Here is a 25308-nt window from a genome sequence, read left to right as displayed (position 1 = left end):
GATCTCCACCGGCGACATGCTGCGTGCCGCCGTCAAGGCCGGCACCCCGCTGGGGCTGGCCGCCAAGCAGGTGATGGACGCCGGCGGGCTGGTCAGCGACGACATCATCATCGGCCTGGTCAAGGATCGCATCGCCCAGCCCGACTGCGCCAACGGCTTCCTGTTCGACGGCTTTCCGCGCACCATCCCGCAGGCCGAGGCGATGCGCGAGGCCGGCGTCAAGCTCGACGTCGTGCTGGAAATCGACGTACCGTTCGACGCCATCATCGAACGCATGAGCGGGCGGCGCGTGCATCCGGCCTCCGGACGCACCTACCACGTCAAGTACAACCCGCCCAAGGTACCGGGCAAGGACGACGTCACGGGTGAGGATCTGATCCAGCGCGACGACGACAAGGAGGAGACGGTGCGCAAGCGCCTCGAGGTCTACGCCGCGCAGACCCGACCGCTGGTCGACTATTACCGCGAGTGGGCCGAGCGCGACCCCGCCGGGGCGCCGCGCTACCGCCGCATCTCCGGCCTGGGCACCGTCGAGGAGATCACCCAGCGCGTGTTCGAGGCGCTGGAGAGCTGATCCACCAGGCTGCGGCCCGGGCCGGCGCGCGTGCCGGCCGTGACCGGGGCGCGGCCGCGGGGCCCTCAGCGCGGAACCGCCTGCCCCAGCAGCGCCAGCATCAGGCTGACGCGCGCCTTGGCCGGCGGCAGCGACGTCACCGTCCAGCCGCCAGCGCCTCGTCCATGGGGGGACGGCAGCACCTCCCCTTCGGCGCAGCGCGTCGTGATCCAAACCGCCACGCCCTCCTGCTGCGCCTGCCGCAGCGCGTCGGCCAGCTCGGCGTGCACCGAGCCGTTGCCGGTGCCGGCCACCACCAGCCCCGCCAGCGGCGCGTCGGCATCCTGCCCCGCCCGCGCCGCGCGCCGCTGCGCCAGCAGCGCGCGCACCAGGGCGCCATCGGCGCCGCCGTGGCTGGTGATCCACTCCACCCGCGGCCACGCCTCGACCTGCCACGGCGGCCGCGCCGGCGCCCCGGTGTGCGCCCGCGCGGCCAGCGCCGCCACCCGCGCCGCCGGGTCGAGCAGCCAGCGCACGCGCCCGCCCTCCACCCACGCCGCCGGCCCGGCGTCGCCGCCGCCGAAGGCGTCCACCCGCGCCGGGTGCACCTTGCGCACCGCGGCGGCGTCGAAGACGCGCCCGGCCAGCGTCACCCACACGCCGCCGGCGCCCTGCGTGCCCTGATCGGTGGCCAGCACCAACGCCTCGGCCAGGTTCTGCGGCCCGTCCGGCGCCAGCGCCGTGGCCGGTCGCATCGCGCCGGTCAGCACCACCGGCTTGGCCGGCGCCAGCGCCGCCTGCAGCAGCCAGGCGGTCTCTTCCAGCGTGTCGGTGCCGTGCGTCACCAGCACCGCGCCCACCGCCGGGTCGAGCAGCGCCGCGTGCACCGCCTGCAGCAGGGCGCGCCACACCGCCACCGTCATGTCCTTGCTGTCGACGTTGGCCACCTGCTGCGCCTGCAGCGTCCAGCCCGGCGGCTCCGGCAGGCCCTGCAGCAGGTCCTGCACCGCGACGACCCCGGCCTGGTAGCCGATCAGGTCGTCGGCGCGGGCGGCGCGGCCGGCGATGGTGCCGCCGGTGCCCAGCACCCGCAGCACGCGCGCCGCGCCGGGCGCGACGCCTGGAGCCTCAGCCGGCGGTGCGCTCACGCTCACGCAGCGTGCGCTTCAGCACGCCCCACAGGCTCCACAGGAACAGCAGCGCTGCGGCGCCAAGGAATGCCGCGCTGATCGGGCGCTCGACGAAGATCGCCGGGTCGCCGCGCGACAGCAGCATCGCGCGGCGCAGGTTCTCCTCCATCAGCGGCCCGAGCACGAAGCCCAGCATCAGCGGCGCGGCCTCGAAGCGCAGCACCGCCAGCAGATAGCCCACTGCGCCGATCGCCGCCACCATGTGGATGTCGAACACGTTGTTGTTGACGCTGTAGGTGCCCAGCGCGATGAAGATCAGGATCGCCGGGTACAGCACGTGGTACGGGATGCGCAGGATCGCCACCCACATGCCCACCAGGGGCAGGTTCAGGATCACCAGCAGGATGTTGCCGATCGCAAAGCTCACGATCAGGCCCCAGAACAGATCCGGCTGGTTGCTCATCAGCAGCGGCCCGGGCTGGATGCCGTGGATGATCAGCGCGCCCAGCATCAGCGCCATCACCGCATCACCCGGGATGCCCAGCGACAGCGTCGGCACGAAGGCGGTCTGCGCCGCGGCGTTGTTGGACGCCTCCGGCCCCACCACGCCCTCGATGGCGCCCTTGCCGAAGCGCGAGGGATCCTTGGCGACGCGCTTTTCCACCGCGTAGGACATGAAGGAGGCGATCGACGCGCCCGTGCCGGGCAGCGCGCCGAAGAACGAGCCGATGCCGGTGCCGCGCAGCATCGGCATCCACGAGCGGCGCCAGTCCTCGCGCGTCGGCAGCATGTCGCGCAGACGGATGGCGTGCGTCATGTGACCGTCGCGCGGCTGGTTGACCGAGCCGATCACCTCGGCGATGCCGAACAGCCCCATCGCCAGCGCGACGATGTTGAGGCCGTCCATCAGCTCCGGCACGTCGAAGTGGAAGCGCGCCACGCCGGAGTTGACGTCGGTGCCGACGGTGCCCAGCAGCAGCCCCAGCACCACCATCGCCAGCCCCTTGAGCGGCGAGCCGGAGGCCAGCGTCGAGGCCGCCAGCAACCCCAGCGCCATCATCGCGAAATACTCCGCCGGGCCGAACTTGAGGCCGACCTCGGCGATCGCAGGCGCGAAGCCGGCCAGGATCGCCACCCCGAGCATCGAGCCGACGAAGGAGGCGATCGTCGTCATGAACAGCGCCACGCCGGCGCGACCCCGCTTGGCCATCTGGTAGCCGTCCAGGCAGGTCACCGCCGATGAGGGGGTGCCGGGCAGGTTCAGCAGGATCGAGGCGGTGGAGCCACCGTACTGCGCGCCGTAGTAGACGCCGGCCAGCATGATGATGGCGGCGGTGGGCGGAATGTGGTAGGTGACCGGCAGCAGCAGCGAGATGGTGGCCATCGCGCCGATGCCGGGCAGCACGCCGATCAGCGTGCCGATGAAGACGCCGATGAAGCAGTACAGCAGCATCATCGGCTGCATGGCCTGCTGCAGGCCGAACAGCAATCCTTGCCAGACGTCCATCGTTTCAGGCACTCCAGGGCCAGCTCGGCAGCACCATGCCCAGGCCCGCGATGAAGATCAGCCACGCCAGCGCGGCGATCGCCGCCGCCGTCAGCAGCCGCGTGCGCCAGGTGAAGCGCGCGTCCGCTAGCGACGCCACCAGCACCGCCGCCACGGTGGCCGGCACCAGCCCGGCGGGCTTGAGCAGCAGCCCGAACACCACGATGGAACCGATCACGCACAGCGCGGCACGGCCCGCCAGCTGGATCGACTCGCCGGGGCGCAGCAGCGCCGGCAGCGCGATCAGCACACCCAGCACCGCCAGCACCCAGCCCAGCACCACCGGAAAAAACCCCGGCCCCATGTTGCGCAGCTCGCCCAGCTCGTAGTGCGCCTGCGCATACAGCGCCGCTGCCGCGCCCACGGCAGCCATCAGCAGGCCGCCGATCAGGTCTCGCACATCCCGTTGCATCACGCTCACCCCACCCGCAGCCCCAGCCGCTCGATGACGGCGCGCATGCGCGCGGTGTCGCTCTGGATGCGGCGCGCCAGCCCCTCCGGCGCGGTGCCGGCCACCTGCCAGCCTTGCTGGAAGAGCTTGTCACGCACGGCCGGCTCGCGCAGGATCGCCGCCAGCGCCGTGGCCACGCGCTCGATGTGCGCCGCCGGCATCGCGCGCGGCGCCGCCACCGCGTTCCAGATCTCCAGCTGCACGCCATCCAGCCCCAGCTCCCCCAGTGAGGGCACCTGGGGCGCCAGCGTGCTGCGCCCGGCGCTGGTCAGCGCCACCGCCTGCAGCTTGCCGGCCGAGGCCTGCTGCAGCGCCAGCCCCGGCGGCAGCAGCGCCAGCTGCACCTCGCCGCGCAGCATCGCCTGGATGACCTGCGGGTTGCCGGGGAAGGGCACGTGCACGGCGCGCCAGCCGGCGCGCGCCTGGATCATCTCCATGCCGATGTGCGCCACCGTGCCGACGCCCGGCGAGCCGTAGTTCCACTGCCCGCCGGCCTCGCGCGCAGCCTGCAGCACCGCCGCGCCGCGCGCCGCCACCGTGGGCGCCGCGCACAGCACCAGCGGCGCGGTGGCCAGCAGGCTCACCGGCGCCAGATCGGTGAGCGGATCGTACGGCGTGGCCGGGTTGAGGATCTTGGCGATCGTCAGGTTGCCGTTGATCATCAGGCCGAGCGTGTGCCCGTCGGTGGCGCGCGCCACCGCATCGGCGCCGATGGCGCCGCCGGCGCCGGGCCGGTTGTCCACCACCACCGGCTGGCCCAGATGCGCCGCCAGCGGTTCGGCGATCGTGCGCGCCATCGTGTCCGGCGACGAGCCGGGCGGAAAACCCACGATCAGCTTGACCGGCCGCTGCGGCCACGGCTGCGCCTCGCGCCCCTGCGCCCATGCCCACGGCCCCGCCGCTGCCAGCGCGGCGGCCAGCAGCCGCCGCCGCTGCCAGCCCTTGCTCCTGACATCCATGATGCCTTGCTCCTCGTTCGACGCCGCCGACGAGGCGACGGATGCGCGATGATAGCGCCGCCAAAACGAAACCCCGCGCGCGGACAAGGCGGGCGGGGTCAGTGGCGGAGTGAGAGGGATTCGAACCCTCGATACGGGTTTTAGCCCGTATACTCCCTTAGCAGGGGAGCACCTTCGGCCTCTCGGTCATCACTCCGTGAAGCCGCCATCATACCCGAAGATCGGGCCGATTGCGCGGCGCAACGGGACTTTTTCACGCCCCCTGCAGGGTGTCCTCCGGCTGGTCGAGGTCGAACTCGCGGTGCAGCGCGCGCACCGCGAGTTCCATGTACTTCTCGTCGATGACCACCGAGATCTTGATTTCGGAGGTGGAGATCATCTGGATGTTGATGCCTTCGGCGGCGAGGCAGCGGAACATGCGGCTGGCCACGCCGACGTGGCTGCGCATGCCGATGCCGACGACGCTGACCTTGCAGATGCGCGCGTCGCCCACCACGTCGCTGGCGCCGAGCGCCGGCACCACCTGGTTGCGCAGCACGTCCAGCGCGCGGTTGAGGTCGTTGCGGTGGACGGTGAAGCTGAAGTCGGTGCGGCCGTCCTTGCCGACGTTCTGGATGATGACGTCGACGTCGACGTTGGCGTCGGCCACCGCACCCAGGATCTGGGCGGCGATGCCGGGACGGTCGGGCACCCCGAGCACGGAGATCTTGGCCTCGTCGCGGTTGAAGGCGATGCCGGATACGACGGCTTGTTCCATGGATGCGTCTTCCTCGAACGTGATCAGGGTGCCGCTGCGGGCCTCCTCCTCGAGGGGGATGTCCCAGGGCGTGAAACTGGACAGCACACGGATCGGCACGCGGTACTTGCCGGCGAACTCCACCGAGCGGATCTGCAGCACCTTGCTGCCCATGCTGGCCATCTCCAGCATTTCCTCGAAGCTGATGCGCTGCAGGCGGCGCGCCTCGGGCACGACGCGCGGGTCGGTGGTGTAGACACCGTCGACGTCGGTGTAGATCAGGCACTCGTCGGCCTTGATCGCCGCGGCCACCGCCACCGCCGAGGTGTCCGAGCCGCCACGGCCCAGCGTCGTCACGTTGCCGCCGGCGTCGACGCCCTGGAAGCCGGTGATGATGACCACCTTGCCTGCCGCCAGATCGGCGCGGATGCGCGCGTCGTCGATCGACTCGATGCGCGCCTTGGTGTAGGCGCTGTTGGTGCGGATCGGCACCTGCCAGCCGCAGTACGAGACGGCCTGCAGCCCTTCGGCCTGCAGCGCGATGGCCAGCAGGCCCACCGAGACCTGCTCGCCGGTGGCGGCCAGCTGGTCGAGCTCGCGGTAGTAGGCCGCATCGGGGCGCTCCGGCGCCACCTCCTTGGCCAGCGCCAGCAGCCGGTTGGTCTCGCCACTCATCGCGCTGGGGACCACCACCAGCTGATGGCCGGCGCGCACCCACTTGGCCACGCGCTTGGCGACGTTGCGGATGCGCTCGGTCGAGCCCATCGAGGTGCCGCCGTATTTGTGAACGATCAGTGCCATGGAAGAATCAAAGCAGGCGCCCGCGCCAAGGGCGGGCAAACCCTGTGATTATAGGTGGCCATGCAACGCGTCCTGATCACGCTGGGGGTCGTGCTGGTGCTGGCCGGGCTGCTGTGGCCGTGGCTGGCGCGCCTGCCATGGGGCCGGCTGCCGGGCGACATCGCCATCGAGCGCGACGGCTTCAGCTTCTACTTTCCGCTCGGCACGAGTCTGCTGGTGTCGGCGCTGCTGTCGCTGCTGCTGTGGTGGTGGCGGCGCTAGCGTCGGGGGTCCACGCGATCGCGTCGCCGGCGCGGCGAATGCGCCCCGGCCCCAGGCGCAGCTCGATGCGCTGGCCGCGCGTGCGCGCCGCCTCGATCTGGGCATCGAGGGCCTGCCACTGGGCGTCGCTGGCCTGCGCGCCGTGACGCTGCCGCAGCCACAGGCGCAGCGCGTTGAGGCGCCGCGGCGAGGACAGCGCACGCAGCGCACTGAGCCGCGGCGGCTCTCCCAGCCGCGCCAGATCCTGCGCCGCCAGCGCCTCCAGCAGCGCCTGCGCGCTGGCGGCGTGGCGTGCGCTGCGCGCGAACGTCTGCGGCGCCTGCGGAAAGGCCTGCAGCAGCGTCGGCAGCACCAGCTGGCGCAGCCGGTTGCGCGTGCGCTGCGGGTCGGCGTTGGTGGGGTCGTCGATCCACGGCACGCCGGCGGCGGCCAGTTGCGCGCGCAGCGCACGCCCGTCGGCCTGCAGCAGCGGCCGGGCAAACGTCACGCCGTCGCGCTCGACGCGCTCCGGCATCGCCGCCAGCCCCGGCAGCCCCGCCCCGCGCGTCAGCGCCAGCAGCACGGTCTCGATCTGGTCCAGCGCGTGGTGCGCCAGCAGCACCGCCGCCGCCTGCGCCTGGCGCGCGGCGTCGGCCAGCGCCGCGTAGCGCGCGTGGCGCGCGGCCTCCTCCGGGCTGCGCCGCGCCACCCGCTCCACCCGCACGCGCCGCACCTGCAGCGCCACCCCCCATTGGGCGCAGACCCGCTGCGCATGCTCGGCGAAGGCCTCGGCGGCCGGCTGCAGCCCGTGGTGCACGTGCAGCGCCTGCACGCGCGCGCCCCAGCGCTGCGCCGCCGCCAACAGCAGCGCGGTGGAGTCGGCCCCGCCGCTGAAGGCCACCAGCAGCGGCATGGCGCCCCGGTCGAGGTCGGGATGGCGCCGCGCCCAGGCGGCCAGCGCCGCGACCGCCGCCTCAGGCGCGGCCGGCCTTGGTGTCGGTGAAGCGGCCGAAGGCCTGCAGGCGGGCATGACGGCGTTCGATCAGCGCGGCCGCATCCAGATCGGCCACCTGGCGCAGCGCCTCGGCCAGCGCGCGCTTGAGCAGCGCGGCCATCTGCTGCGGGTCGCGGTGCGCGCCGCCCACCGGCTCGCTGACGATCTTGTCCACCAGCCCCAGGGCCTTGAGCCGGTGCGCGGTGATGCCCAGCGCCTCGGCGGCCTCCGGCGCCTTGTCGGCGGTCTTCCACAGGATCGAGGCGCAGCCCTCCGGGCTGATCACCGAATAGACGGCGTACTGCAGCATCAGCACCTGGTCGGCCACGGCGATGGCCAGCGCACCGCCCGAGCCGCCCTCGCCGATGATGGTGCTGATGATCGGCACTTCCAGCTGCGCCATCTCGAAGATGTTGCGCCCGATCGCCTCGGACTGGTTGCGCTCCTCGGCGTCGATGCCGGGATAGGCGCCCGGCGTGTCGACGAAGGTGAACACCGGCAGGCGGAACTTCTCGGCCAGCTTCATGACGCGCAGCGCCTTGCGGTAGCCCTCCGGCTTGGTCATGCCGAAGTTGCGCAGCGCGCGCTCCTTGGTGTCGCGGCCCTTCTGGTGGCCGATGACGGCGCACGGCTGGCCGTTGAAGCGCGCCAGCCCCGCCACGATGCTGGCGTCGTCGGCGAAGTGGCGGTCGCCGTGCAGCTCGGTCCAGTGCGTGAAGATCTCCCGCACGTAGTCCAGCGTGTAGGGCCGGTCGCTGTGGCGCGCGATCTTGGTCACCTGCCACGGCGTCAGCTTGGCGTAGATGTCCTTGGTCAGCTGCAGGCTCTTCTGGCTCAGGCGCTCGATCTCCTCGGAGATGTCGACCGCCGACTCGTTCTGCACGTAGCGCAGCTCCTCGATCTTGGCCTCCAGCTCGGCGATCGGCTGCTCGAAATCCAGGAAATTGCGTTTGGCCACGGTCGTCACGCTCCATCGGGCCATCTGGCGCGGCCCGGCATGCGGCGGCACCGACGCGCCGCCGGGGATGTCGTCAATAGGCCACCGGGATCGGATCCAGCGACCGCCAAATATACCAAGTCGCCACGCTGCGGAACGGCGCCCAGGCCGCCGCCACCTCGCGCGCGTCGCTGCGGCTGACCGGCTCACCGGAAAAATAGCACTGGCTGATGCCGCGCAGCAGGCCGACGTCGTCCAGCGGCAGCACGTCCGGCCGCAGCAGGCAGAAGATCAGGAACATCTCCGCCGTCCAGCGCCCGATGCCGCGGATGGCCACCAGCTCGCGGATGATGGCCTCGTCCTCCATCGCATGCCAAGCCGCCGGGTCGATGCGTCCTTCATCGAAGTGCCGCGCCAGGTCGAACAGGTATTCGACCTTGCGCGCGCTCAGGCCCGCGGCACGCAGCGCCTCGGGACCGGCCGCCAGCAGCGCCGCCGGCGTCACGCCGTCGGCGGCGCCGAGTGCGGCCAGCAGCCGGTCCCACACCGCCTGCGCCGCCTTGACCGAGATCTGCTGGCCGACCACGCTGCGTGCCAGCGTCGTGAACGGGTCGCCGCGCGACTGCAGGCAGGCCTGGCCGTACTGCGGAATCAGACGCGCCAGCACCCGGTCGCGCGCGCACAGGTGGCGGCAGCCCTCGTCCCAGTACGCGGGCACGAAGCCGCCGGCGGACGGCACCGCCGCCGGCGGCGGCATCCAGGCACCGGCGGCAGCGCGGCGCGCCGCGCTCATGCGCGTTCCCACGTGGTGCCGCCGGGGCCGTCCTTCAGCACGATGCCCTGGGCGGCCAGTTCGGCGCGGATGCGGTCGGCGGTGGCCCAGTCGCGCGCCGCCTTGGCCGCGGCGCGCTCGGCGATGCGCGCCTCGATCGTGGCCTCGTCCAGCCCCGCGCCGGCACGCAAAAAGGCCTGGGGTTCCTGCTGCAGCAGGCCGAGCACGCCGCCCAGCGCACGCAGCAGGCCGCTCAGGCGCGCGTCGCGCGTGCGGTTGACCTCGGCGGCCAGCTCGAACAGCACCGCCACCGCCTCGGGGGTGCCGAAGTCCTCGTCCATCGCCGCCTTGAAGCGCGCCGCCCACGGGCCGTCCCAGTCGATCGCGCCGACGTCGGCCGGCGGCACCGCCGCCAGCGCCGTGTAGAGGCGCTTGAGCGCCGCGCGCGCGTCGTCCAGATGCTGGTCGCCGTAGTTCAGCGGGCTGCGGTAGTGCGCGCGCACGATGAAGAAGCGCACCGTCTCGGCGTCGTAGCGCGCCAGCACCTCGCGGATGGTGAAGAAGTTGCCCAGGCTCTTGGACATCTTCTCGCCGTCAACGCGCACGAAGCCGTTGTGCATCCAGATGCGCGCCAGCGGCTGGCCGGTGGCGGCCTCGCTCTGCGCGATCTCGTTCTCGTGGTGCGGGAACTGCAGGTCGGCGCCGCCGCCGTGGATGTCGAAGCTGTCGCCCAGCAGCGCGCAGCTCATCGCCGAGCATTCGATGTGCCAGCCGGGCCGGCCGCGGCCGAACGGGCTGTCCCACTGCGCCTCGGGCGGCTCGCCCGGCTTGGCGGCCTTCCACAGCACGAAGTCGAGGGGATCGCGCTTGGTGGCGTCCACCCCGACGCGCTCGCCGGCGCGCAGCTCCTCCAGGCTCTTGCCTGACAGCTTGCCGTAGCCGGGGAAGGAGCGCACCGCGTAGTTGACATCGCCGTCGGCGCTGCGGTAGGCGTGACCGCGCGCCTCCAGCCGGCCGATCAGGTCCAGCATCTGCGGCACGTAGTCGGTGGCGCGCGGCTCGTGCGTCGGCCGCTCGATGCCCAGCGCATCGGCGTCCTCGTGCATCGCGGCGATCATGCGGTCGGTCAGCGCGCGGATCGTCTCGCCGTTCTTCAGCGCGCGGGCGATGATCTTGTCGTCGATGTCGGTGATGTTGCGCACGTAGGTGACGCGCCAGCCGCTGGCCTTGAGCCAGCGCTGCACGACGTCGAACGCCACCATCGAGCGCGCATGGCCGAGGTGGCACAGGTCGTACACCGTCATGCCGCACACGTACATGCGCACGTGGCCGGGCTCCAGCGGCGCGAACGGCTCCAGGCGTCGGGTCAGGGTGTTGTGGATGCGCAGGGTCATGGAAAGGGGGCGCGGCGCACCAGGGCACCGGGCTCTACAATCGGTCCGCAAAGGCGCGTATTGTGCACCGCCCGTCCCGTCCCGATGTCCTGCCGTTTCGCCCCCGCTGCCACCCTGCCCTCGCCACGCGCCCAGGCGCGTCGCCGCGCACGTGCCGCGTGGCTGGCGCTGCTGCTGGCGCCGTGGCTGGCGTGGGCGCAGCCGGGGCAGGATGGCGAGGCGTTGCTCGCCCAGGCGCAGCGCCAGCTGGCCGCCGGGCAGGCCACGCTGGCGCTGCAGGCGCTGCAGGGCTGGCTGCAGGACCACCCCGCCGACGCGCGGGCGCGGCTGCTGCTGGGGGTGGCGCAGGCGCGCGCGGGGGATGCCGCCGCCGCGCAGGCCACCTACGAGCAGCTGACGCGCGAGTACCCCGAGCTGCCCGAGCCGTACAACAACCTGGCGGTGCTGCACGCGGCCGCCGGCCGGCTGGGCGAGGCGCGCATGGCGCTGGAAGCGGCGCTGCGCGCGCACCCCGATTACGCCACGGCGCACCGCAACCTGGGTGACGTCTACGCCCAGCTGGCGCTGGGGCACTGGCAGCGGGCGCTGGCGCTGCAGCCCGACCAGCCCGGTCTGCCCGAGCGCGCCGCCGCGCTGCGCCAGCTGCTGCAATCCACCGGGCGCTGAGGCGCTCACCCTCACTCGGATCGACCCTGGCCATGCCCGACCGTCGCCTCCTGCTGTCAGCCTTGCTGCTGGCCTGTGCCGCGCCGCTGGTGCGCGCGCAGGCCGGCACCACCCCGGCGCGCGCGGCCCCCAAGGCCGCCAGCGCCCCAACCGGAGCCCGAAGCGTGAACCCCCAAGTCGAACTGCACATCGCCGGCCGCGGCGTCATCACCCTGGAGCTGGACGCCACCAAGGCGCCCAAGACGGTGGAGAACTTCCTTGCCTACGTGCGCGACGGCCACTACGACGGCACGATCTTCCACCGCGTCATCGACGGCTTCATGATCCAGGGCGGCGGCTTCGAGCCCGGCATGAAGCAAAAGGCCACGCGCGCCCCGATCGAGAACGAGGCCGCCAACGGCCTCAAGAACGAGCGCTACACCATCGCGATGGCGCGCACGCAGGCCCCGCACTCGGCCACCGCGCAGTTCTTCATCAACGTCGCGGACAACGATTTCCTCAACCACACCGCACCGACCCTGCAGGGCTGGGGCTACGCGGTATTCGGCCGCGTCGTCAAGGGCACCGAGGTGGTCGACGCGATCCGCCAGGTGCGCACCGGCCGGCGCGGCTTCCACGACGACGTGCCGCTGGAGGACGTCGTCATCACCAAGGCGGTGATCGTGCAGCCGTGACCGGGGATGCCGTGCCGCCGGCCGCCGCAGCCGCCACGGTGACGCCACCGAGCGGGGCGCAGCGGCTGGACTGCATCGCCGACCTGCACCTGCAGCCCGGCGACGAGGCCACCGCGCGGGCGTTCCTGGACCACCTGCGACGCGCCCCGTTCGACGGCCTGCTGATCCTGGGCGACCTGTTCGAGGTCTGGGTCGGTGACGACCTGCTGGACGAGGCGAGCAGCCCGGAGGCGGCGCTGGCGCGCAGCGTCGCCGCCGCTCTGCGTGCAGCGGCGGCACAGCGGCCCCTGTGGCTGATGCACGGCAACCGCGACTTCCTGCTCGGCCCGCGGTTTGCCGCCGCCAGCGGCGCAGCCCTGCTGCCGGACACTGCGGTGCTGGACTGGGGCGGCTGGCGCTGGCTGCTGGCGCACGGCGACGCCTGGTGCACCGGCGACACGGACTACCAGCGCTTTCGCGCCGACGTGCGTTCACCGGCGTGGCAGGCGGCGTTCCTCGCGCTGCCGCTGCAGGAGCGGCTGCAGCGGGCGCGCGCGCTGCGCGCGCAGAGTCAGCGCCACCAGGCGCAGCGCCTGCGGCAGGGGCTCGGGCTGGCCGACGTCGAGCCGGCGGTGGTGGAGCAGGCGCGCCAGGCCGCGCGCGCCGACGGCGTCATCCACGGCCACACGCACCGCCCGGCCGTGCACCGGATGCCCGGCGGAGCGCCGCGGCTGGTGCTGAGCGACTGGGACGCCCGTGCGCAGCCGCCGCGGCTGCGGATCCTGCAGCTGCAGCCGGGCGGTGGCTGGCGGCTGGCCGCCCCGGGGGACTGAAGCCGCCATGGCGCTGGGCGAACGGCTGCGGCGTCTGTGGCGCACCGCATGGCGGCGCTGGCGCCTGCGCCGTGGCGATCCGGCCGCCATCCCGCAGGCGCTGTGGGAGCGCGTGGTGGCGGCGCTGCCGCTGCTGCAGGATCTGAGCGAGGCCGAGCGCCAGCGGCTGCGCGCACTGGCGGCCGCGTTCCTGGCGCGCAAGCGCTTCAGCGGCGCGCACGGACTGGTGATCGACGATTTCAAGGCGCTGCTGGTGGCGGCGCAGGCCTGCCTGCCGCTGCGGCATCGGGGGCTGCCGGCGCTGGCCTGGTACGACGGTTTCGTCGGCATCATCCTGCACCCGCACGAGGTACGCGCGCCGCGACGCGTCACCGACGAAGCCGGCATCGTGCACGAGTACGACGAGGAGCTGGCCGGCGAGGCGATGCAGGGGGGACCGATCGTGCTGGCTTGGCCGCGCGTGCTGGGCGCTCCGGATGGCCAGGGCGTCGGTCACAACCTGGTGATCCACGAATTCGCCCACGCCATCGACATGCACGGCAAGCCGCTGGGACAGCCGGCGGACGGCTGCCCGCGGCTGCCGGACGGCTGGCTCGGGCTGCAGGCGCGCGCGGCGCACGCCCTGTGGCGGCAGACGCTGCAGGCAGCCTACGAGACGCATCGCCGCCGTGTCGTCATGCACGAGCACTTCGGCGGCCCGGCGCCGTGGCTGGACGCCTACGCCGCGCAGTCTCCGGCGGAATTCTTCGCCGTCTCGTGCGAGGCCCATTGCGTGGACCGCGCGCGGCTGGCGGCCGAGCACCCGCGCTGGACGGCGCTGCTGGATGCGCTGTTCGCGCACCCGCAGGCGCCCGCCAGCGCCGCGGCGCTGCCGGCGGCGGTCAGCGACGCAGCAGCACCCTGAGCGCAGCCTGCAGCCGGCGCGCGCGCGCCTCGTCGTGCGCCGTGGCCAGCACGCGCGCCACGTCTTGCGCCCAGGTTTCCGCCGGCCCCGGCTCGTGGCGCCGCGTCAGCAGCTGCAGCTGCAGGCGCCGGCGCGCCTCCTGGTGCTCGGCCGGCGTCGGCAGGTCGGCGGCGATCTCCAGCCGCAGCAACGCCTCGTCGGCCGCCGCGGTGTCGGCACCGGGCGCCTCGGCCAGCGCGCGCGCCCACAGCGCGCGCGCAGCCGCCGCCGCGCGGCCCGGCTGGGCCGCCGCCGGCAGCGCCTGGGCGTCGCGCCCGGCCCACGCCTGCAGCAGCGCGGCCACCGCCTGCCCCTGGGCGCGCGCGGCCAGCTCGCGCAGCTTCGTCTCGGCCAGCTGCAGCGCCTGGCGCTGGGCGCGGAAGGCGGCATCCCCCAGCCGCGGCCGCGCCGACCCACGCTCGCCTCCTTCGCCCCGCCGCGCGGCGGGTGCACCGGCGCGCGGGCGTCCCGGCACCGGAGCCGCGGCCGGTGCCGCGCCCGGCCGGTCATCGCCGCGCCGCGCCACCAGTGGCCGCGCCGGCGACTCGGCTGCGGGGGCGGACGCCGCGGCCTGCGGCGCCGGCTCCGCCGCCTCGTTCGCCGGTGCGGGCGGCTGCTCGACGGCGCGGCGCAGCGCCTCCATCGCGGCGCGGATGGCCGACACATCCTCCTCGGCGCACGCCTGCTCCAGCGCCCGCGCTGCCTCGACGACGGCGGCGTCGTGCGCCGACAGCGCCGCCTGCTGCTGCGCGCGCTCGGCCTGCCGGCGCGCGAAGGCTTCGTCCAGCGGCGCACGGAACGCCTCCCAGAGCTTCTGTTCCTTGCGCCGCTCCAGCGGCACGCGCTGCGCCTCCTCCTGCCAGCGCTGCTGCAGCGCGCGCACCGCCTCCAGCCGCACGCGCGGCTCGGCCGCCAGCGCCTGCGCCTCGGCGATCAATGCCTGGCGACGCTGCACGCTGTCGGCCTGCGCGGCTTCCAGCCGTGCGTGCGCCGCCGCCATCGCCTCCTTCCACTGCGCCTGCAGCTCGGCGAACGCCTTCTCGCCGACGTGGCCGGCGTGGCGCCAGCGCTCGGCCAGCGCGTGCAGGTCGCGCAGCTGCGCCTTCCAGTCCTCGTCCTCGGCGTGCGCCGCCGTCCATGCGCGCACCTCCTCGATCAGCGCGCGACGCGCGGCCTGCGCGGCCTCGTGCTGCGCCTTGAGCTCCTCGCGCCAGGCCTGCAGCGCCTCGTGCGCACGGTTGCAGGCGGCATCGAAGCGCTTCCACAGCGACTGGTTGGGCGGCACCCCGCCCTGGTCGACGGCGCGCCACTGTTCGCGCAGCTGGCGAATCGCCTCCTGCAGCGCGCGGCCCTTGGGGCGCTGGGTTTCCTCGCCCTGGGTCAGCGCCTCGGCCTTGGCCAGCAGCTCCTCGCGCAGCTGGTCGGCGCGCCAGCGCGCCCAGTCCTCCAGCTCCTTGGCCTTGGCCAGCGCCGCCTGCGCGCGCGCCTCGATGTCGGGGCCGGCGTGGCGCCCGTGCTGCTTGACCAGGTGGCGCAGCTCGCCGGCCAGCCGCACCATCGCCTTGGTGTGCCCCTCGGCCAGCTCGCGCTCCAGGGCCTCGACCTTGGGCAGCAGCTCGGCTTGCGCCAGTGCCTGCACCGCCTTGGGCACGGCCGCCGGCGCGGCGGCCACGGCCTCGCCGCGCAGCGCACGCAGCTCGTCGTCCCACAGCGGCACCCCCGGCAGGGCGGCCTGCGCGTCGTCGCGCGCGCGGCGCGCCTGTGCCAGCGCGGCGTCGAACGCCTGCCACACCGCGCCGACCTGCTGGCGCGCGGCCTGCAGCTGGGCGGCGTGGCGCGGCTCCAGATCGGCGGCCGCCGGCGCCGCCGCCAGCGCCTCGGCGCGCGCCTGCCACTGCGCGACGTCGCGCGCCAGCGTCTCGTGCGCGGCCTCGGCCTCGGCGATCGGCCGCGTGGACAGCATGTCGATGCGTTGCACCAGCAGGCTGGCGGCCTCGCGCTCGACCTGCACGCGCGTGGTCAGCTCCTCCACCGCGCGCGCGCGCTCGGCCAGGCGCTGGCGCCACGTGGCCAGCGGCTCGCGCGACAGCGGGGCGCCGGCCTTGGCGGCGTCACGCTCCCAGGCCAGCGCATCGGCCAGCGGCAGCCGCGCCTGCGCCAGCAGCGCCTCGGCGCGCGCGGCCCACTCGGCGGCGGCCTCGTCCTGCGCCCGGGCGCGCTTGCACTCCTCCAGCCGCTCCTTGACCAGCTTGGCTGCGCCCTTGTCGCGCGGGGCCAGCTCGCGGTAGACGGCGCGCAGCAGCTCCAGCGGTGGCTCGCCGGCCAGCCAAGTGCGCAGGCGCGCGGCACGCTCGCCCGGCGTGGGGGCGCTGAACGCGCCGCCGGTGGCGGCATCGAGTTCGGCAACGGTGTTGGATGGGGACGTGTTCACGGCGCGATCGAAGCAGCGCCGCCGCTGACGGCGGCGCGGTGGACGGTATCGGGCCGCCCCGGCGGGGCGCCCGGATGGGCTATTGTCGCTCAGCCGGCCCACAGATCCAGCGGCGGATCGTGCACGATGGCCTTGAGCACGTCGGTGCGCGAGACGAAGCCGCCAAGCGCCCCATCCGCCCGCACCACCGGCACCCCGGGCAGCCCGGTCTCCAGCAGCAGCAGCGCCAGCCGCCGCAGGGGCATGTCCGGCTCCACGGCCGGTACCGGCGAGACCATCACCGCCGCGACCGGCTGCGCCAGAAACGCGCGCCACACCAGCGGATGCTCGTCCGGCCGCGGCAGGCGGTCGGCGCGCAGCAGCTCGGCACGGGTCAGCAACCCCACCAGCGCCCCCCCTGCCGCCACCACCGGCGCCTGGCCAAGCCCGCGCGCCTCCAACGTCTGCCACGCCTGCTGCAGCGTCTCGTCCTGGCCGACGCTGACGACCGTCGGGGTCATGACGTCGCTCACGCGCTCCAGCGGGTGACGCGTCGGCGCCGGGTGCTGGACCTCGCCGTAGGCCTGCACCGCCACCGCCGCCGGACGCGGCAGCGTCGGGCCGCCGCCGGCGTGGCGGCCGACGCGATCCGGCTGCCAGCCGCTGTCGGCGAAGTCGGGCCGGTCGACTTCCACCGCCAGCGCGCGCGTGCGGGCGCTGCGAAGGGTCGGCAGCACGCGCCGCAGATCCTCGATGGCGCCGCGGTAGATCAGGCCGGAGGTGCCGTAGATGGCCAGCATGGTGCACCCTCCACGCGTGGGCGCCCCGGCCCCCGCCGACGCGGCTAGTCTGGCAGAAACAGGGCCTGCAGGTCGCTCAACCAGTCGAAGCCGCGCGCCGTCGGGGCGATGCGGCCGTCCTCACCGACGACGAGCCAGCCGCGCGCGCGCGCGGCCTCGATCGTCGCCGATACCGCCGATATCGGCAAGCCGGTGCGTTCACTGAACAGCCGCGCATCGAACCCCTCGCGCAGCCGCAGGGCGTTCAACATGAACTCGAACGGCAGGTCGCGCGCGGCTACCTCGTGCTCCTGGGCCACCGGCTGGCCGGCGCGTGCCTGCTCCATGTAGCGCCGCGGCTCGCGCCAGCGCACCTGGCGCACGATGCGCTGCGCAAAGCTGAGTTTGCCGTGCGCGCCGGCGCCGATGCCGAGGTAGTCGCCGAACGTCCAGTAGTTCAGGTTGTGCACGCAGCGGTGGCCGCGCCGCGCGCAGGCCGAGACCTCGTAGCGCGCCAGACCGGCGGCTTCGGTGCGCTCGGTGATGAGGTCCAGCATGGCGGCGGCGGTGTCGTCGTCCGGCAGCGGCGGCGGCCGGTGCGCGAACGCCGTGTTGGGCTCGATGGTCAGGTGGTAGACCGACAGGTGCGGCGGCTTGAGCGCCAGCGCCTGCTGCAGGTCGCGCGCCAGATCCGGCAGCGTCTGCCCGGGCAGCGCGTACATCAGGTCGAGGTTGAAGGTGTCGAAGTGGCGCGCGGCCTCCTCGGCCGCCGCCCGGGCCTGCGCCGCGTCGTGCACGCGGCCCAGCGCCGCGAGCATGCGGTCGTCGAAGCTCTGCACGCCCAGGCTCAGGCGCGTGACGCCGGCGGCGCGAAAGGCCGCGAAGCGCTGCCGCTCGAACGTGCCGGGGTTGGCCTCCAGCGTGATCTCCGCGTCGGGCACGAGCGGCAGGCGCGCGCGCACGGCGCTGATCAGCTCGGCGATCACGTCCGGCTCGAACAGGCTCGGCGTGCCGCCGCCCAGGAAGACGCTGACCACCGGGCGGCCCCACACCAGCGGCAGGCTCGCTTCCAGGTCCGCCAGCAACGCCTGCACGTACTCGCGCTGCGGCAGCGGACCCTCCTGCCCACGCGCCCCTCCCCAGGCATGGGAGTTGAAGTCGCAGTAGGGACACTTCTTCAGGCACCACGGCAGGTGCACGTAGAGCGCCAGCGGCGGCAGGCGCGCGAGGTGCACCTGCCCGGGGCGCTGCCAGTGCAGCGCCACCTCGCCCGCAGCCGGCGTGCCCGCCGTGCTCATGCGGCCGGCCACCAGCGCTCCCGCATCAGCGCCAGCATCGCGCGCGCGGCACGGCCGCGGTGGCTGTGCGCGTTCTTCACGTCGGCGGGCAGCTGCGCGAACGTGCAGCCGAATTCCGGCAGGAACATCACCGGGTCGAAGCCGAAGCCGCCGTCACCGGCCGGCGCGCGCGCGATCAGGCCCTCGACGCGGCCGCTGGCGATGAGCGGCTCGGGGTCGTCGGGTGCGCGCACCGCCACCAGCGTGCTGACCATCGCGGCGCGGCGGTCCTCGACGTCGCGCATCTGCTCCAGCAGCGCGCGCACGTTGTTGGCGTCGCTCTTCGGATATCCGAAGCGCGTGCAGTAGTGCGCCGTGTCCACCCCGGGTTCGCCGCCGAAGGCCGCCACGCACAGCCCGGCATCGTCGGCCAGCGCCGGCAGGCCGCTGGCGGCGGCGGCGTGGCGCGCCTTGGCCAAGGCGTTCTCGACGAAGGTGCGGTGCGGCTCCTCGGCCTCGGGGATGCCGAGGCTGCCCTGCGTGACCAGCTCCACCGCCAGCGGCGCCAGCAGCGCCTGCAGCTCGGCCAGCTTGCCGGCGTTGTTGGAGGCCAGCACCAGCCGGCGCGGCGGCACGGCCCGGCTCATGCGCCGCCTCCCACCTCGGCGCCGGCCAGCGCCGCGCGCTGCAGCGCGATCAGCCGCTGGATGCCATGCTCCGCCAGGCCCAGCAGCGCGTCCAGCTCGGCGCGCGTGAACGGCGCCCCCTCGGCGGTGCCCTGCACCTCGACGAAGTGGCCGGCGCCGGTCATGACGACGTTCATGTCGGTGGCGCAGGCGGCATCCTCCACGTAGTCGAGGTCCAGCACCGGCCGGCCGTCGACGATGCCCACCGACACCGCCGCCACCGGGTGCAGGATCGGGTCGCGCACCAGTCGCCCCTCGGCCAGCAGCTGGTGCACCGCGTCGCGCGCCGCCACCCAGGCGCCGGTGATGGCCGCGGTGCGCGTGCCGCCGTCGGCCTGCAGCACGTCGCAGTCCAGCGTGATCGTGCGCTCACCCAGCGCCGAAAGATCGAACACCGCGCGCAAGGCGCGGCCGATCAGGCGCTGGATCTCCTGCGTGCGGCCGCTCTGCTTGCCGCGCGCGGCCTCGCGCTCGCTGCGCGTGTGCGTGGCGCGCGGCAGCATGCCGTATTCGGCCGTCACCCAGCCCTCGCCGCTGCCCTTCTTGTGCGGCGGCACCTTGTCCTCGACGCTGGCGGTGCAGAGCACGCGCGTGCGGCCGAACTCGATCAGCACCGAGCCCTCGGCGTGCACGGTGTAGCCGCGCGTGATGCGCACCGGGCGCAATTCGTCGGCGGCGCGGCCGTCGTGGCGCCGCGCGGTTGGGGTCGCAACGTCGTGGTTCAGGGTCATCGTGGCTCCGTGGTGGTCGGGGAAGACAGCGCGCCGCCCCAGAGGCGGCGCAGCCGCGCGCGCCAGCGCCGCCACGCCCGCGGCGGCGGTGCGGGCGGAGCCGCCTCGGCCGGCTCGTCGGCGCGGGCCAGCTCGCGCTGCAGCGCGTAGACCGACCGCGGCCGCGCCGTCGGAACCAGCATCATGCACCAGCGCACCGCCTCGCACAGCCCGTCGGAGTAAATGCCGCGCAACCGCGCCAGCGACGCCGGCAGGCGGTCCTGCTGCTGCCGCTGCGGCGCATCGTGCGGAGGATAGCCGACCATGCACGAGTACAGACAGGCGCCGATGGCGTACAGGTCGGTCCAGGGGCCGAGCTGCGCCACCGGCCCGCGGCGGTACATCTCCGGCGCGGCAAAACCCGGCGTGTACATCGGGCGCACGAAGCCGGCGTCGTCCTGCAGCGCCTGCCGAGCGGCGCCGAAGTCGATCAGCACCGCGCGGTTGTCATCGGTGATGAAGATGTTGGCCGGCTTGATGTCGAGGTGCAGCAGGCCGTGCTGGTGCACGATGCGCAGCCCGCGCAGCACCTCGTCGAACAGCGCACGGATGGTGCCTTCGCGCAGCACATGGGGCTGCTGGCGCTCGCGCGCCACCACGATGTAGTCCTGCAGCGAGGCGCCCTGCAGGTAGTCCATCACCAGGTAGACGGTGTCGTTGGCGCGGATGAAGTTCTGCACCCCGACCACCGCCGGATGCGCGATCTGCGCCAGCGCCTTGCCCTCCTCGAAGAAACTGCGCAGGCCGAGGCGGTACAGCGCCTGCTTGTCCGGCGCCACCTGCGGCAGGCGCTCGCCGGGGGCGCGCGTGCACAGCGTCGTGGGCAGGTACTCCTTGATGGCCACCGGCCGGTCGTGCGCGTCGCGCGCCAGGTACACCAGCCCGAACCCCCCGGCCGCCAACAGCCGCACGATGCGGTAGCCGCCGATCAGCGTGTCCGGGGGCAGGGGTGCGGGCCGGGTCTTTGCCATAATCGCTCGGATGCACCCGAAGCGGGCGTGGCCGGCTGCCGCGCCGCCGGGCGCCCTCCTGACAGCCAAGCCGATGCCAGTGTACAGCATGACCGGCTACGCGGCCCTCAGCGGGCCGCTGGCCTTGCCTGCCGACGCCACCCCCGAGGCAGCCGGCGCACCCGCGCTGCGCGTGGAGCTGCGCGCCGTCAACGGACGCTTCCTCGACCTGACGCTGCGCCTGCCCGACGAGCTGCGCGCCGCCGAGCCGGCGCTGCGCGAACGCATCGCCGCGCACGTGCGCCGCGGCAAGCTGGAGCTGCGCGTCAGCCTGGATCAACCCGGCGACGGCGGCCTGCCGGCGCCCGGCGCGGCCCAGCTGCAGCGGCTGCTGGCGCTGCAGGAGCAGGTGCGTGCCTGGCTGCCGCAGGCCGCGCCGCTGTCGGTGGCCGAGGCGCTGCAGTGGGCGCAGCGCGGCGCCGCCCTGCCCGCCCAGGCACACGAGGCGCTGCTGGCGCTGACGGCGCGCGTGGTGCAGGCGCTGCAGGAGGCGCGCGCGCGCGAGGGCCAGCGGCTGGCGATGATGCTGCTGGACCGGGTGCAGCAGCTGCGCGCCCTGGCCGCGCAGGCCGAGCCTCTGGTGCCTCAGGTGGTGGCGCAGCAGCGCGAGCGCTACCTGCAGCGCCTGCGCGAGGCGCTGGGCGCCGCCGGCGCGGCCGACACCCCGACGCTGCAGGAGCGCGCGCTGGCCGAGGCGGCGGCGTTTGCGCTGCGCATCGACGTGGCCGAGGAGCTCACGCGCCTGCGCTCGCACCTCGACGAGATCGAGCGCCTGCTGCACCAGGGCGGCGAGATCGGCAAGCGGCTCGACTTCCTGATACAGGAACTGCACCGCGAGGCCAACACGCTCGGGTCCAAGGCCGGCAGCCTGGAGCTGACGCGCCTGTCGGTCGACATGAAGGTGCTCGTCGAACAGATGCGCGAGCAGGTCCAGAACCTCGAATGAATCCCCCGATGCAGCATCCCGGCAACCTGTTCGTCATCGCCGCGCCGAGCGGCGCCGGCAAGTCCAGCCTCGTCAAGGCGCTGCTGGAGGTCGACGCGCAGCTGCGGCTGTCGATCTCGCACACCACGCGCGCGCCGCGCGGGCAGGAGGTGCACGGCCGGGAGTACTACTTCGTCAGCGACGCCGAATTCGACCGCATGATCGCCGAAGGGGCGTTCCTCGAGTGGGCGCAGGTGCACGGACGGCGCTATGGCACCTCGCGCCAGGCCATCGAGGCGCGCATCGCCGCCGGCGAGGACGTGCTGCTGGAGATCGACTACCAGGGCGCGCTGCAGATCCGGCGCCAGTTCCCCGGCGCGGTGCTGATCTTCATCCTGCCGCCCAGCTGGGAGGAGCTGCGCGCACGCCTGCAGCGCCGCGGCGAGGACAGCCCCGAGACCATCGAACTGCGGCTGCGCAACGCGGCGCAGGAAATGGCCCACGTGGATCAGTTCGACTTCGTTATAATCAACGAGGTATTCGAGCGCGCGCTCTTCGATCTGAAGACCATCACCCACTCGCAGCGCCTGCGGGTGGCGGCGCAGCGCCGCAGCCGCGCCGACGTGTTCGCCGCGCTCGGCTTGACCTGATCCGATTCCATCATCCCTTTCCGGAGGCTTCCATGGCGCGCATCACCGTTGAAGATTGCCTGGAGAAGATCCCCAACCGCTTCCAGCTCGTGCTGGCCGCCACCTACCGCGCGCGCATGCTCAGCCAGGGCCACGCGCCCAAGATCGAGACGCGCAACAAGCCCGCCGTCACCGCGTTGCGCGAGATCGCCGCGGGCCTGGTCGGCCTGGAGATGCTGAAGAAGGTGCCGGTCTGACGATCGGCGCGACATCCGTCGAGGGCGCCCGCGTCGGGCGCCTTTTTTGTTTACATTAGGGGGGTGAGTGTCGCCGTCGCTTCCGCCCCCGACCCCGCAGCCGCTTCGCCGGGCGTCGCTGCGGCGCAGGCCGTCGCCAGCGCCGCGGCGGCGAGCTTTGCCGCGCTGGAAGCCAGCCTGGACTACCTCAGCAGCAGCGAAATCGAGCAGGTGCGCCAGGCGTACCGTTTCGCCGACCAGGCGCACCTGGGCCAGCTGCGCAAGAATGGCGACCCGTACATCACCCACCCGATCGCGGTGGCGCAGATCTGCACGCAGTGGAAGCTGGACGCGCAGGCGCTCATGGCCGCGCTGCTGCACGACGTGCTGGAGGACTGCGGCGTCACCAAGGCGGAGCTGACCGAGCGCTTCGGCCCCGCGGTGGCCGAGCTCGTCGACGGTCTGACCAAGCTGGACAAGCTCGAGTTCGACAGCCGCGAGCAGGGCCAGGCCGAGTCGTTCCGCAAGATGCTGCTGGCGATGGCGCGCGACGTGCGCGTCATGCTCATCAAGCTGGCGGACCGGCTGCACAACATGCGCACGATGGGCGACATGCCGCGCCAAAAGTGGGCGCGCATCTCGCGCGAGACGCTGGAGATCTACGCCCCGATCGCCCACCGCCTCGGCCTCAACAACCTCTACCGCGAGCTGCAGGACCTGGCCTTCCGGCACCTGCACCCGTGGCGCTATCAGGCGCTGTCCAAGGCGCTGGCGCGCTCGCGCGCGCGCCGCAAGGACCTCATCGCGCGCGTGCAGGGCGAGGTGGAGGCGGCGTTCGCCGGCAGCGGGCTGCAGGTGCGCATCGCCGGGCGCGAAAAGACGCTCTACTCCATCTACCACAAGATGGACACCAAGCACCTGTCGTTCGCGCAGGTGACCGACATCTACGGCTTTCGCATCATCGTGCCGCAGGTGCTGGACTGCTACACGGCACTGGGCGTGCTGCACCAGCTCTACAAGCCCATGCCGGGCAAGTTCCGCGACTACATCGCCATCCCCAAGATCAACGGCTACCAGTCGCTGCACACGACGCTGATCGGCCCGTTCGGCACCCCGATCGAGTTCCAGTTGCGCACCCCCGGCATGGACGTGGTGGCCGAATCCGGCATCGCCGCGCACTGGCTCTACAAGACCGGCGATGCGGCGCAGGCCTCCGCGCAGGCGCTCAACGCCCAGTGGCTGCAGTCGCTGCTGGACATCCAGCAGGAGACCAAGGATTCCGGCGAGTTCTGGGACCACGTGCGCATCGACCTGTTTCCGGACTCGGTCTACGTCTTCACGCCCAAGAGCAAGATCCTGGCGCTGCCGCGCGGCGCCACCGCGGTGGACTTCGCCTACGCCATCCACAGCGACATCGGCCACCGCGCCATCGGCGCCACCATCAACGGCGAGCAGGTGCCGCTGCGCACCGAGCTGCGCAACGGCGACGTGGTCGAGATCACCACCTCGCCGCACGCCCACCCCAACCCGGCATGGCTCGGCTTCGTGCGCACCGGCCGCGCGCGCTCCAAGATCCGCCATTACCTCAAGACCCTGGCGCAGGAGGAGTCGCGCGCGCTGGGCGAGCGGCTGCTGCGCCAGGCGCTGCGCGCCGAAGGCTACGCCCACCTGCCCGGCGACGACGCGGCCGACCAGGCCGTCTGGGACAAGCTGCTGCGCTTCACCGGCACGCGCAGCCGCGACGAGCTGCTCACCGACATCGGCCAGGGCCGGCGCATCGCCGGCATGGTCGGCAAGAAGCTGGCGGCGCTGCTGGCCGAAAGCGGCCAGCGCCCCGACGCCCTGCTCATCAGCCAGGAGCGTTTCGGCGCCCCGTCGGAGGATCGGCCGAGCCAGGGCGTCGTGGTGCTGGACGGCAGCGAAGGCGGCTCCATCGTCTATGCCAGCTGCTGCCGCCCGATCCCGGGCGACCGCATCGTCGGCTACCTCGGCAAGGGCGAGGGCCTGGCCGTGCACACCGAGGACTGCCCCGTGGTGCGCCGCCTGCTGCAGCGCGACCGCGAGCGCTTCCTCGAGGTCGAGTGGGCCGAGGAGCCGATGCGCCCCTTCGAGTCCACGATCCTGGTGACGGTCAGCAACGGCAAGGGGGTGCTGGCGCGCGTGGCGGCGGCCATCGCCGCCGCCGAGGCCGACATCACCCACCTGCACATGGGCGACGAGGCGGCGCAGCGCACCACCGAGCTGCGCTTCACCGTCGCCGTGCGCGACCGGGTGCACCTGGCGCAGGTGCTGCGCCAGCTGCGCCGCACCCCTTCGGTGCTGCGCGCGCAGCGCGTGCGCCCGCCGCGCGCGCCGGACGGCAACTGACCCTTCCGCGCCCGCGCTTACGCCCCGGGCACCGGGTACTGCACGCGCACGATCTCCAGCGTCTGCACCCCCGTGGGCGTGCGCAGCCGCACCTCGTCGCCCTCGCGCGCCCTCAGCAGCGCCTGCGCCACCGGCGAGATCCAGCTCACCTGTCCCTGCGCGCTGTCGGCCTCGTCGATGCCGAGGATGGTCACCGTCTCCTCGCTGCCGTCCTCGCGCGCGTAGGTCACCGTGGCGCCGAAGAACACCTGATCCTTGCCGTGGTGGACGCTCGGGTCCACCACCTCGGCGATCTGCAGGCGCTTGGTCAAGAAGCGGATGCGGCGGTCGATCTCGCGCAGCCGCTTCTTGCCGTAGAGGTAGTCGCCGTTCTCGGAGCGGTCGCCGTTGCTGGCCGCCCACGCCACCGTCTCCACCACCCGCGGCCGCTCCTCGTCCAGCAGCCACTTCAGCTCCTGCTGCAGCCGCGCGTAGCCCTGCGGCGTGATGTAGTTCTTGCCGCCCGCGGGGATGCGCTGGCCGGCCGGCAGCGCCTCGTCGTCCTCGTCGTGATCCTGCTCGCGCACGAAAGCCTTGCTCATGGGCGCCGATGGTAGCGCAGGGGTGGCGGC

26 protein-coding genes and 1 tRNA gene are annotated in these 25308 nt (G+C 73.4%); 10 read left to right on the top strand and 17 right to left on the bottom strand.

The window, feature by feature from the left end:
• Nucleotides 1-574 (top strand): adenylate kinase (adk, locus tag Tsedi_RS10545; protein ID WP_143896393.1); only part of this gene is annotated, 574 nt, incomplete at its 5' end.
• A gap of 65 nt (nucleotides 575-639) precedes the next feature.
• Here adk and Tsedi_RS10540 read toward each other — a convergent pair.
• The 6 genes from Tsedi_RS10540 to Tsedi_RS10515 form a co-directional block, all read right to left on the bottom strand.
• Entirely contained in the window at nucleotides 640-1701 is a 1062-nt protein-coding gene (locus tag Tsedi_RS10540; protein ID WP_143896391.1) for an asparaginase, read from the bottom strand.
• Complete coding sequence (locus Tsedi_RS10535; protein WP_143896389.1) at nucleotides 1682-3190, bottom strand: tripartite tricarboxylate transporter permease; 1509 nt, start codon at nucleotides 3188-3190, stop codon at nucleotides 1682-1684. Before Tsedi_RS10535 ends, Tsedi_RS10540 begins: the two co-directional genes overlap by 20 nt.
• 4 nt (nucleotides 3191-3194) lie before the next feature.
• Nucleotides 3195-3641, bottom strand: coding sequence for a tripartite tricarboxylate transporter TctB family protein (locus tag Tsedi_RS10530; protein WP_143896387.1), 447 nt, complete (start codon nucleotides 3639-3641; stop codon nucleotides 3195-3197).
• Between the two features lie 5 nt (nucleotides 3642-3646).
• Nucleotides 3647-4639, bottom strand: a complete 993-nt coding sequence (locus Tsedi_RS10525; RefSeq protein ID WP_143896385.1) for a Bug family tripartite tricarboxylate transporter substrate binding protein — start codon at nucleotides 4637-4639, stop codon at nucleotides 3647-3649.
• A 102-nt stretch (nucleotides 4640-4741) separates the two neighbouring features.
• Nucleotides 4742-4835: transfer RNA gene (locus Tsedi_RS10520), tRNA-Ser, on the bottom strand.
• A gap of 57 nt (nucleotides 4836-4892) precedes the next feature.
• Nucleotides 4893-6176: an aspartate kinase gene (locus tag Tsedi_RS10515; RefSeq protein WP_143896383.1), complete on the bottom strand. Its 1284-nt coding sequence runs from the start codon at nucleotides 6174-6176 to the stop codon at nucleotides 4893-4895.
• Nucleotides 6177-6236: 60 nt separating this feature from the next.
• Here Tsedi_RS10515 and Tsedi_RS10510 point away from each other — a divergent pair, with 60 nt between their 5' ends.
• Nucleotides 6237-6437 carry a DUF2905 domain-containing protein gene (locus Tsedi_RS10510; protein WP_143896381.1) on the top strand — a complete coding sequence of 67 codons (201 nt, stop codon included), beginning with the start codon at nucleotides 6237-6239 and terminating at the stop codon, nucleotides 6435-6437.
• Here the strand turns inward: Tsedi_RS10510 and tilS are convergent.
• From tilS to cysS, 4 genes are all read right to left on the bottom strand, one after another.
• Nucleotides 6358-7329 carry a tRNA lysidine(34) synthetase TilS gene (gene tilS / locus Tsedi_RS10505; RefSeq protein ID WP_143896379.1) on the bottom strand — a complete coding sequence of 324 codons (972 nt, stop codon included), beginning with the start codon at nucleotides 7327-7329 and terminating at the stop codon, nucleotides 6358-6360. The genes Tsedi_RS10510 and tilS overlap by 80 nt on opposite strands.
• Nucleotides 7330-7390: 61 nt before the next feature.
• Nucleotides 7391-8368, bottom strand: a complete 978-nt coding sequence (locus Tsedi_RS10500) for an acetyl-CoA carboxylase carboxyltransferase subunit alpha (protein WP_143896377.1) — start codon at nucleotides 8366-8368, stop codon at nucleotides 7391-7393.
• 73 nt (nucleotides 8369-8441) lie between these two features.
• The gene (locus Tsedi_RS10495; RefSeq protein ID WP_143896398.1) at nucleotides 8442-9104 is read right to left on the bottom strand and encodes a DNA-3-methyladenine glycosylase family protein; all 663 of its coding nucleotides are present in this window, start codon (nucleotides 9102-9104) and stop codon (nucleotides 8442-8444) included.
• A gap of 32 nt (nucleotides 9105-9136) precedes the next feature.
• Nucleotides 9137-10513 carry a cysteine--tRNA ligase gene (cysS, locus tag Tsedi_RS10490; RefSeq protein WP_143896375.1) on the bottom strand — a complete coding sequence of 459 codons (1377 nt, stop codon included), beginning with the start codon at nucleotides 10511-10513 and terminating at the stop codon, nucleotides 9137-9139.
• An 84-nt stretch (nucleotides 10514-10597) separates the two neighbouring features.
• On the opposite strand from cysS, the gene Tsedi_RS10485 reads away from it, so the two are divergent.
• From Tsedi_RS10485 to Tsedi_RS10470, 4 genes are read left to right on the top strand one after another with little or no spacing between them, the layout of a single operon-like run.
• Entirely contained in the window at nucleotides 10598-11179 is a 582-nt protein-coding gene (locus Tsedi_RS10485) for a tetratricopeptide repeat protein (protein ID WP_143896373.1), read from the top strand.
• Nucleotides 11180-11211: 32 nt separating this feature from the next.
• Nucleotides 11212-11853, top strand: a complete 642-nt coding sequence (locus Tsedi_RS10480) for a peptidylprolyl isomerase (RefSeq protein ID WP_143896371.1) — start codon at nucleotides 11212-11214, stop codon at nucleotides 11851-11853.
• Nucleotides 11850-12665, top strand: a complete 816-nt coding sequence (locus Tsedi_RS10475; protein WP_143896369.1) for a UDP-2,3-diacylglucosamine diphosphatase — start codon at nucleotides 11850-11852, stop codon at nucleotides 12663-12665. The genes Tsedi_RS10480 and Tsedi_RS10475 overlap by 4 nt, the downstream gene beginning before the upstream one ends.
• Before the next feature lie 7 nt (nucleotides 12666-12672).
• Nucleotides 12673-13569 (top strand): M90 family metallopeptidase, encoded by an 897-nt coding sequence (locus tag Tsedi_RS10470; protein WP_143896367.1) that lies wholly within the window; start codon nucleotides 12673-12675, stop codon nucleotides 13567-13569.
• Here Tsedi_RS10470 and Tsedi_RS10465 read toward each other — a convergent pair.
• From Tsedi_RS10465 to Tsedi_RS10440, 6 genes are all read right to left on the bottom strand, one after another.
• A complete protein-coding gene (locus Tsedi_RS10465; RefSeq protein WP_143896365.1) occupies nucleotides 13547-16039 on the bottom strand; it encodes a DUF349 domain-containing protein in 2493 nt (830 codons plus the stop codon). The two genes, Tsedi_RS10470 and Tsedi_RS10465, sit on opposite strands and share 23 nt — an antisense overlap.
• 89 nt (nucleotides 16040-16128) lie before the next feature.
• A complete protein-coding gene (locus Tsedi_RS10460) occupies nucleotides 16129-16818 on the bottom strand; it encodes a CBS domain-containing protein (RefSeq protein WP_143896363.1) in 690 nt (229 codons plus the stop codon).
• A 44-nt stretch (nucleotides 16819-16862) separates the two neighbouring features.
• The gene (gene hemW, locus Tsedi_RS10455; RefSeq protein ID WP_143896362.1) at nucleotides 16863-18095 is read right to left on the bottom strand and encodes a radical SAM family heme chaperone HemW; all 1233 of its coding nucleotides are present in this window, start codon (nucleotides 18093-18095) and stop codon (nucleotides 16863-16865) included.
• Nucleotides 18092-18721, bottom strand: coding sequence for an RdgB/HAM1 family non-canonical purine NTP pyrophosphatase (gene rdgB / locus Tsedi_RS10450; RefSeq protein WP_143896360.1), 630 nt, complete (start codon nucleotides 18719-18721; stop codon nucleotides 18092-18094). Before rdgB ends, hemW begins: the two co-directional genes overlap by 4 nt.
• Nucleotides 18718-19491: a ribonuclease PH gene (gene rph / locus Tsedi_RS10445; RefSeq protein WP_143896358.1), complete on the bottom strand. Its 774-nt coding sequence runs from the start codon at nucleotides 19489-19491 to the stop codon at nucleotides 18718-18720. The genes rdgB and rph overlap by 4 nt, the downstream gene beginning before the upstream one ends.
• Nucleotides 19488-20501 (bottom strand): serine/threonine-protein kinase, encoded by a 1014-nt coding sequence (locus tag Tsedi_RS10440; RefSeq protein WP_143896356.1) that lies wholly within the window; start codon nucleotides 20499-20501, stop codon nucleotides 19488-19490. The genes rph and Tsedi_RS10440 overlap by 4 nt, the downstream gene beginning before the upstream one ends.
• Nucleotides 20502-20574: 73 nt before the next feature.
• Here Tsedi_RS10440 and Tsedi_RS10435 point away from each other — a divergent pair, with 73 nt between their 5' ends.
• From Tsedi_RS10435 to Tsedi_RS10420, 4 genes are all read left to right on the top strand, one after another.
• Nucleotides 20575-21486 (top strand): YicC/YloC family endoribonuclease, encoded by a 912-nt coding sequence (locus tag Tsedi_RS10435; RefSeq protein ID WP_143896354.1) that lies wholly within the window; start codon nucleotides 20575-20577, stop codon nucleotides 21484-21486.
• A gap of 8 nt (nucleotides 21487-21494) precedes the next feature.
• Nucleotides 21495-22115 (top strand): guanylate kinase, encoded by a 621-nt coding sequence (gene gmk, locus Tsedi_RS10430; protein ID WP_143896352.1) that lies wholly within the window; start codon nucleotides 21495-21497, stop codon nucleotides 22113-22115.
• Between the two features lie 32 nt (nucleotides 22116-22147).
• Nucleotides 22148-22351, top strand: coding sequence for a DNA-directed RNA polymerase subunit omega (gene rpoZ, locus Tsedi_RS10425; RefSeq protein ID WP_143896349.1), 204 nt, complete (start codon nucleotides 22148-22150; stop codon nucleotides 22349-22351).
• Nucleotides 22352-22414: 63 nt separating this feature from the next.
• Nucleotides 22415-24697, top strand: a complete 2283-nt coding sequence (locus tag Tsedi_RS10420) for a RelA/SpoT family protein (protein ID WP_143896347.1) — start codon at nucleotides 22415-22417, stop codon at nucleotides 24695-24697.
• A 17-nt stretch (nucleotides 24698-24714) separates the two neighbouring features.
• On the opposite strand, the gene greB is transcribed toward Tsedi_RS10420, so the two are convergent.
• On the bottom strand, nucleotides 24715-25278 hold the full coding sequence (gene greB / locus Tsedi_RS10415) for a transcription elongation factor GreB (RefSeq protein WP_143896345.1): 564 nt from the start codon (nucleotides 25276-25278) through the stop codon (nucleotides 24715-24717).
• Nucleotides 25279-25308 lie beyond the last annotated feature (30 nt).

Origin of the sequence: Tepidimonas sediminis, assembly GCF_007556605.1 — a bacterium.
Lineage (GTDB): Bacteria > Pseudomonadota > Gammaproteobacteria > Burkholderiales > Burkholderiaceae_C > Tepidimonas > Tepidimonas sediminis.
Note: the sequence above shows the minus strand (reverse complement) of the source record. Positions and strands in the feature narration are given on the sequence as shown.